Origin of the sequence: Bradyrhizobium altum, assembly GCF_020889705.1 — a bacterium.
GTDB lineage: Bacteria > Pseudomonadota > Alphaproteobacteria > Rhizobiales > Xanthobacteraceae > Bradyrhizobium > Bradyrhizobium altum.
The window spans coordinates 1-7,027 of sequence record NZ_JACMYP010000364.1 but is presented as its reverse complement, the minus strand read 5'-3'; the positions used below and the strand labels follow the sequence as shown (position 1 = coordinate 7,027).

The window sequence follows — 7,027 nt, the reverse complement described above, 5'->3', positions numbered from 1 at the left end:
CGAACCCATGCCGGCATCGCCGCGATTGATCGCGGGATTGAGCAGCTCAGCCAGCGCCGGTCCGATCGGTTGGACCTCGGGCCGGTGTGCCTTGGATTTGGGGGATTTGCCGGGCTTTTTCGGGGTGTTCGGTGTCTTCGCCATGCCCGGAATATGGGACGAGTCCGGCAGCGAGAAAAGGGCAATCGACGGCTGGATTGGCGCACAGGCGAGGCTGCTGACAGCAGGGTGTCAGCAGGCTTCTGCGCTCTCGCCCCCTCTCCCCGTTCTTCACGGGAAGAGGGTTGGGGTGAGGGGCCGCTTCCGCGAGTTCGGAACGCCGTGGGACCTGTACCCCCTCACCCGAAATTCGCTGTGCGAATTTCGACCTCTCCCCGCAAGCGGGGTGAGGTAAGGGTGGCCGCAGCAACCCGGCGCGTCAGGCGCGCGGCAGATCGATGATGTCGAGATGGATCCCGCCGCAGCCGTCGCAGCGCATGGTCCAGTATTCGGCGGCGCGGCCGGGAATCACGCGCAGCAGCGAGAGCTGGGCGGCGCATTCCGGGCAGCTGGTGCGAACCTGCGCCGGCCACACCGGATCCGGCTCGCATTGCGGGACGACGGCGACCACGACGTTGCCAGTCACGCCGACGGCATTGTCATGCCATACCGTTGTGGGAACCGGTCGATAGTCCGCTTCGCGTCGTCGATCGCCGCATCCGGATCGGACCACGCAAAGCCGATGTCGAGCATCGGAAACGGCATGCCATCGATGACGACCGGCCTTTGATCGACCCGTTGAATCCTGGCGTGCCATTGCCCCTTCCCCATTTCGAACGACTTGATCTCAAAACCGCTGTAAATCATCGCGACCTCGGGATGCCCCTTCTCGTAGGAAGCATGGGCGCGCGGCGCCCAATGTGAACCAGATCACAAGTCGCGCGGTTTATTTCCGCGGAGCCAAGGAGTTCCAGCTTTTTGTTTTGACGCGATTTCTTCAGGCGAACCGCACCAACGCGTTAGCCGCGGGCGGCGATGTGATCGGCGAGCACGGCCGCGTCGTCGCCGACGCCTGACAGGAACGAGGATTTCATCTTCGACAGCCATTGCAGGCCGAGAAAATACAGGCCCGGCACGTCGGAGACGCCGTGGCGGTGTCTGGGTGCTCCATCGGCGTCGAGCACCGGTATGTCGATCCAGTTCAGATCGAGCCCATAGCCGGTGGCCCAGATCACGCTGCTGATCCGCTCCGTACGCAGGTCGATCGTGCGCAGCGGCGCAGTGAGGGCCGGCGGATCGGGCAGGCGGAGGCGCGCCAAGGGATCGTCGGGATGATCGAGGCCGCGTGCCGCGATGAAGTCGTCGACGATTCCGAGGAATGTCGCGTAGTAGGCGTCGCCATTGGCGATGTTGGCGGCGAGATCGGGTGCGATCTCGAGGATGCCGTCGCGCGCCGCCGTCACGCGGCCGAGCAGCGTCACGCCATCGGCGGCGAAGCGGCGGAAATCGATGGTGTGGCCGCCATGGGCGCCCGTAATCACCGGCAGCAGGCGGGATGGGCCGCGCTGCTCGACCGACGTCTCGTCGACGCCCATCTCGGCCAGCCACCAGAACAGGTCGCGGCCGCGATACCGGCGCGGCAGGCGGTTGTGACGCCCGACCGAAAGGAAGACATTGCGGCCGGCGCGCACCAGCTCGTCGGTGATCTGTGCGCCCGAGGCGCCGGCACCGATCACCAGCACCGCACCATCAGCAATTGCTCGGGATTTTTGTAATCGCTGGCGTGAACCTGAAACAGGCTGGGGTGCTCGCGCAACAGTTCGGGCCGCAGCGGCCGCTGATAGGGGCCGGTGGCGATGACGATGTTGCGGGCGGCGATGCGGCCGCCGGCGATCTCGGCAAGGAAGCCGCCGGCGTCGCGGCGCAGCCTGGTGACCTCGACGCCGCAGCGGATCGGCGGCGCGACGAAGGCGGCATAGTCCTCGATGAAGGCGATGATGGATGCGGTGTCCGAGAAGCCGTCGGGATCGCTGTGCGGAAACGCGAACTCCGGCAGCCGCACCGACCAGTTCGGAAACTGGAACATCAGGCCGTCCCAGCGTTCGCTGCGCCAGCGCTCGGCGATCCGCCGCCGCTCCAGCACCAGATGGGCGATGCCGCGCTGCTTCAGCCGATGGCTCATGGTAAGCCCGGCCTGGCCGCCGCCGATCACCAGCGTGTCGATCGTCTCGTCAGGCATTGCGCGCTCCCTTGCGGCGCGCGGCGGGTTCCGCGGCGGCGCGGATGATCCAGCGCCGGAACGCGGCGAAATCGCGCTGCTCGGCGTGGAAGCCGCGATAGACGAGATACCAGCGCATCCCCTTCGGCACGCTGAGTGCAAACGGCGCCACCAGCCGGCCGGCGGCGAGATCGTCATCGATATAGGGCCGGATGCCCATCGCGATCCCGAGGCCGTCGCTCGCCGCCTGCAGCGCCTGGCCGTAGAATTGGAACTCCGGACCGCGCGCCGTCAGGCGCGGCACGCCCGCGGCCTTCAGCCAGGACGGCCAGTCGTCGGGTGAATGCGCGACGCGGATCAGGCTCGGTCCCTTCAGGTCGGCGGGGCGCTTCAGGGTATTGGCGAGCCGCGCGGTGCACACCGGCATCAGGTCGGCGGCGAACAGCGGCTCGGCGACGAGGCCCGGCCACTGGCCGTCGCCGAGCTGGATGCCGCAGCTCCAGTCGTCGGCGAACGGCACCGCCATGCCGCCGGTCGTGATCCGCACCTCGATGTCGGGCTCGGCTTTGCGGAACTCGGCGAGGTGCGGGATCATCCATTTCATCGCAAACGTCGGGCCGACGCCGACCGTCAGCACACGCGCGCTGGCCGATACCGTGACCTGCGCGGTGAGGCTCGCCAGCGCGTCGAAGATCGGCGTCAGCCCGCCTTGATAGGCGCGGCCGGCCGGTGTGGTGACGAGGCGGTTCGCCTTGCGCTCGAACAGCGCGACGCCGAGCCGCTCTTCCAAGAGATGCACCATGCGACTGATCGCGGCCGCCGAGACGTTGAGCTCGCTGCCTGCGGCGGCGAAGCTGCCGGTCCGCGCCGCGGCCTCGAATGCCTTGATGCCGTTGAGAAAGAGCAGTCGGCGCATGAACCCTCAGGAAAACTGATGCAAGGGCAAGATAACTCAGTTTGCGGGCACAGGCCAAGCAGCGCAGAAATACCGGAGACGATTTTGAATCCCTGCTGACACCGGCGAGGACCAAATGACTGAGACCACGGACGCCCTGGTGCTCGATCTCGTGGAATGGGTCGCGCGCGAGCCGCGGCCCTATGCCGAGGTGCTCGAGGTCTGGCGCACCTCATGCCCGCGGCTGACGATCTGGGAAGACGCCGTCGACCGCGGCTATGTCGCGCGCCGTCCCTCGGTCGAGGGCACGCGGGTGATGGTGACGGAAACCGGCGAGACCTTTTTGCGCGCGCATGGGCGGATGCATTGAAGCTTGAATTCGTCATGGCCGGGACAAGCCCGGCCATGACGAGACGTCGGGGCGTTTCGGGACGATGCGGCGCTAGCGCGCCGGCTCGGCGAGCCGCGGCCGGATGATCTCGACCAGGCGGTCGGCCGATGTGCCCGGCGGGAAGAAGCCGAGATAATTGCCGTCGCGGTCCATCAGATAGATGTAGGCGGTGTGGTCGACGGTATAGTCGCCGGCGTCCTTCAGCGGCACGCGGGCATAGTAGACCTTGTAGGCATCGGCGACCTTGCGGATCGCATCAAAGCTGCCGGTCAGGCCGATCAGCCGCGGGTGAAACAGCGGCACATACTCCGCGAGGTGGGCCTCGGTGTCGCGCTCGGGATCGACCGTGATGAAGATCGGCTGCATCTGATCGCCGTCAGGGCCGAGCTTGTCGAGCGCGAGCCCGATCGCCTGCAGATCGGTCGGGCAGACGTCGGGGCAGTAGGTGAAGCCGAAATAGACCAGCATCAGCCGGCCGCGGAACTCTTTGTCGGTGCGCGCATGGCCGGCCTGATCGGTCAGCGCGAACGGGCCGCCGACCGGCTCCCTGTTCCACATCAGGATGTCCATGATCTCGGCGGCCGAGCGCGTCGATTGCGCCGGCGCATCGCCGGCCAGTGCCGACGCCAGCGTCAGCCACAGGCCCGCGCCGGCGCATGCCAGGCCCGCGCCAGCGCATGCAATCATGCGCAGGATCGGTCGGGTCATATGCCGAAGGAGAGGCGGCTGCCGGTTGTCGTGACCAGCACCTTGTCGCCCATCTGCGCGGTCGCCTCCTGGACGAAATTGAGCCCGGAGCAATGCATCGGGATCACCACGTCGGGGTCGAGCTTCTTGATCTCGGCCACCACCTCGGTGAGGTAGTCCTTCGGCGCCGGTCCGAGATGGAAGCCGCCGACGATCGCATGCACCTTCTGGATGCCGGAGACCTCCTGCGCCTGCTTCACCGAATTGACGATGCCGACATGGCCGCAGGACGAGATCACGACCAGGCCGAAGTCCCGCACGTTGAAGCAGGTGGCGTGCTCGTGGATGTGCTCGTCGGGCACGATCTTGCCGTCCAGCTCGGCCGGCAGATAGTGGCCGGCATTGCAGCCGAGCCCGTCCTTCATGCTGAACTCGACCCAGGTGTTGGGCAGCACGCGCTCGATGCTGCGGCGGTTGATCTTGCCGGTCGTGAAGGCGTGGCCGGCGATTACGGTCGGAGATTCGCACAGCACCGTCGTGATGCGTTGCGCTGCAAGCTGGCGCCGATCCAGCGTGCCGAAATCGGTGAACTGGCCCTTGGTCGGCGTTGCGCTGACCCGGTGGCAGAAATTGTCCTCGCCGCCGGCATAGAGTTTTACATCGGCCGGCAGCTTGTCGCGGAATTTGTCGAGGAAGCCGTTGAGGCCGCCGAAATGGTCGTAATGCCCATGGCTCACGATCAGCGCGTCAATCTTCGCCGGATCGACGCCGACCAGCGCCATGTTGTTGAGCAGCACTTCCGGCGTGTAGCCATAGTCGAGCATCAGCGTGCGCTGCGCGCCCTTGGCCTCCGACTCCAGCCACAGCGACAGGCCCCATTCATTGTGCAGCGACTTCTGGTAGTCGGCGGTGCGCGACGGCGGCGCGATCGTGACGCCGCCCGCCTGCTTCGGCTTGAAGAACAAATCGTAGCTGGAATCGACCAGCACGCGGATCGAGAGCTTGTCGACGGTCGGCACCTCGATCGGCGCCGCGCTCGCGATCTCGACGCAGGAAAATGCGCCCGCGGCCGCCGCGCCGGCGATCACCGCCGTGCCCTTCAGGAAATCACGTCGTGCCAAATCCCGTGTCATCGCAATCCCCATGTTCTGAAAATTCTTCAATACGAACCACGCGGAGCCTAGGAGCAATCGGGACGCGGCTCAATCGGTCGCTTGCGTCGTTTGCAGATCACATTCGCGCGCGGTGCAATGCGGGCGCCATTGACTTGGCCGCGGTTATGCGCCCAACTCCATGCATTCGCATCTTTCTCGCCGATGCGTCAGCAATCCCCGGAAATGCAGGATCACGCCCATGATCGATCTCCACTACTGGTCCACGCCGAACGGTCACAAGATCACGATGTTCCTCGAGGAGACCGGCCTGGAGTACAAGATTTTCCCGGTGAACATCGGCAAGGGCGATCAGTTCAAGCCGGACTTCCTCCAGGTCGCGCCGAACAACCGCATTCCGGCCATTGTCGATCACGCGCCGAAGGGCGGCGGCAAGCCGCTACAGTTGTTCGAATCCGGCGCGATCCTGCTCTACCTCGCCGAGAAGACCGGAAAATTCTTGGCCGAAGATCTCTACGGCCGCTATGACGCGATCCAGTGGACGTTCTGGCAGATGGGCGGGCTCGGGCCGATGGCCGGGCAGAACCATCACTTCCGCAACTACGCGGTCGAGAAGCTGCCCTACGCGATCGACCGTTATGTCAACGAGACCAACCGGCTGTACGGCGTGCTCAACAAGCGCCTCGCCGACCGCGAATTCATCGCCGGCGACTATTCGATCGCCGACATGGCGAGCTATCCCTGGGTCGTGCCCTACAAGAACCAGGGCCAGGAGATCGACGACTTCCCGCATCTGAAGCGCTGGCTGGAGACGATCGGCAAGCGCCCGGCGACCGAGCGCGCCTATGCCAAGGCGAAGGAGGTCAACCCGAATTTCGGCCAGCCCGCGATCCGCACCGAGGAGGAGCGCAAGCTGCTGTTCGGGCAGACCGCGGCGGTGGTGCGGTAGGGCGCGGCTCTCTTCCCGTCATTGCGAGCCACCCGGTCGGCGCGAAGCGCCGCCGGATGACAGGCTCCGCGAAGTAATCCATCTCACCGCATACGGAGGTATGGATTGCTTCGTCGCTTCGCTCCTCGCAATGACGGATGCGGCGCTGGCGCAGTTCACGCCCCGACATATTTCGCCGGCCGCCGCTCCTTCCACGCCGCCAGCCCCTCGGCGAGGTCGCGGCTCGGCACCAGTGCGGCGAACTGTTCGCTCTCGACCAGCAGGCCCTCGGCAATCGGCATGTTGAGCCCACGCGTCACCGCGTGATGGTGCCGGCGACGGCATCGGGCGAATGCCTGGTGATGCGGCCGGCGAGTTCGCGCGCGGCGGCGAGCAATCGATCGTGCGGCACGATCTGGTTGATCAGCCCGATCTCGCGCGCGTGCTCGGGCGGGAACGGATCGCCGGCCAGCAGCAGCTCGAGGGCGCGCTTGCGTCCCGCGAGCCGCGGCAGCCGCTGTGTGCCGCCGAAGGTCGGGGGCATGCCGAGCTTGATCTCGGGTTTTGCAAACAGCGCGCGGTCGCTGGCGACAGCGAGATGCACGGCCTCGGTGATCTCGCAGCCGCCGCCGAAGGCGAGCCCGTTGACCGCGGCGATGACCGGCTTCTTGAAGGCTTCGAGCCGCGCCGTCATGGCCTGGCCGCGGCGGACGAAGTCGCGCACCGCGACCGCGGTGCCCTGCTTGACGCTCTCAGAGAATTCCTTGATGTCGGCGCCCGCCGAGAACGCGCGCTCGCCGGCGCCGGTCAGGATCAC

Annotated in this window: 9 protein-coding genes and 1 pseudogene; 2 read left to right on the top strand and 8 right to left on the bottom strand. The window is 66.2% G+C overall.

Annotated elements, in window-relative coordinates; genetic code table 11:
• Positions 1 to 418: 418 nt before the first annotated feature.
• The 5 genes from H8B02_RS43560 to H8B02_RS43540 all read right to left on the bottom strand — a co-directional run bounded on the left by H8B02_RS43560 (position 419) and on the right by H8B02_RS43540 (position 3,113).
• Entirely contained in the window at positions 419 to 625 is a 207-nt protein-coding gene (locus tag H8B02_RS43560) for a hypothetical protein (protein ID WP_376711781.1), read from the bottom strand.
• On the bottom strand, positions 622 to 846 hold the full coding sequence (locus H8B02_RS43555) for a hypothetical protein (RefSeq protein ID WP_176533498.1): 225 nt from the start codon (positions 844 to 846) through the stop codon (positions 622 to 624). The genes H8B02_RS43560 and H8B02_RS43555 overlap by 4 nt, the downstream gene beginning before the upstream one ends.
• 152 nt (positions 847 to 998) lie before the next feature.
• The gene (locus tag H8B02_RS43550) at positions 999 to 1,721 is read right to left on the bottom strand and encodes an NAD(P)/FAD-dependent oxidoreductase (RefSeq protein ID WP_229171948.1); all 723 of its coding nucleotides are present in this window, start codon (positions 1,719 to 1,721) and stop codon (positions 999 to 1,001) included.
• Positions 1,712 to 2,218, bottom strand: a complete 507-nt coding sequence (locus H8B02_RS43545; protein WP_229171947.1) for an NAD(P)-binding domain-containing protein — start codon at positions 2,216 to 2,218, stop codon at positions 1,712 to 1,714. The genes H8B02_RS43550 and H8B02_RS43545 overlap by 10 nt, the downstream gene beginning before the upstream one ends.
• The gene (locus H8B02_RS43540) at positions 2,211 to 3,113 is read right to left on the bottom strand and encodes a LysR substrate-binding domain-containing protein (protein WP_229171946.1); all 903 of its coding nucleotides are present in this window, start codon (positions 3,111 to 3,113) and stop codon (positions 2,211 to 2,213) included. Before H8B02_RS43540 ends, H8B02_RS43545 begins: the two co-directional genes overlap by 8 nt.
• A 115-nt stretch (positions 3,114 to 3,228) precedes the next feature.
• Here H8B02_RS43540 and H8B02_RS43535 point away from each other — a divergent pair, with 115 nt between their 5' ends.
• A complete protein-coding gene (locus H8B02_RS43535) occupies positions 3,229 to 3,462 on the top strand; it encodes a hypothetical protein (protein WP_229171945.1) in 234 nt (77 codons plus the stop codon).
• Positions 3,463 to 3,534: 72 nt separating this feature from the next.
• Here the strand turns inward: H8B02_RS43535 and H8B02_RS43530 are convergent, their stop codons facing one another.
• Both H8B02_RS43530 and H8B02_RS43525 read right to left on the bottom strand, forming a co-directional pair.
• Positions 3,535 to 4,170 (bottom strand): SCO family protein, encoded by a 636-nt coding sequence (locus H8B02_RS43530; RefSeq protein ID WP_229171944.1) that lies wholly within the window; start codon positions 4,168 to 4,170, stop codon positions 3,535 to 3,537.
• Positions 4,171 to 4,187: 17 nt separating this feature from the next.
• On the bottom strand, positions 4,188 to 5,303 hold the full coding sequence (locus H8B02_RS43525; RefSeq protein ID WP_229171943.1) for an MBL fold metallo-hydrolase: 1,116 nt from the start codon (positions 5,301 to 5,303) through the stop codon (positions 4,188 to 4,190).
• 220 nt (positions 5,304 to 5,523) lie between these two features.
• Between H8B02_RS43525 and H8B02_RS43520 the strand changes: the two genes are divergently transcribed.
• Complete coding sequence (locus tag H8B02_RS43520) at positions 5,524 to 6,231, top strand: glutathione binding-like protein (RefSeq protein WP_229171942.1); 708 nt, start codon at positions 5,524 to 5,526, stop codon at positions 6,229 to 6,231.
• 155 nt (positions 6,232 to 6,386) lie between these two features.
• Here H8B02_RS43520 and H8B02_RS43515 read toward each other — a convergent pair.
• Positions 6,387 to 7,027: pseudogene (locus H8B02_RS43515) on the bottom strand (crotonase/enoyl-CoA hydratase family protein); the annotation flags it as partial.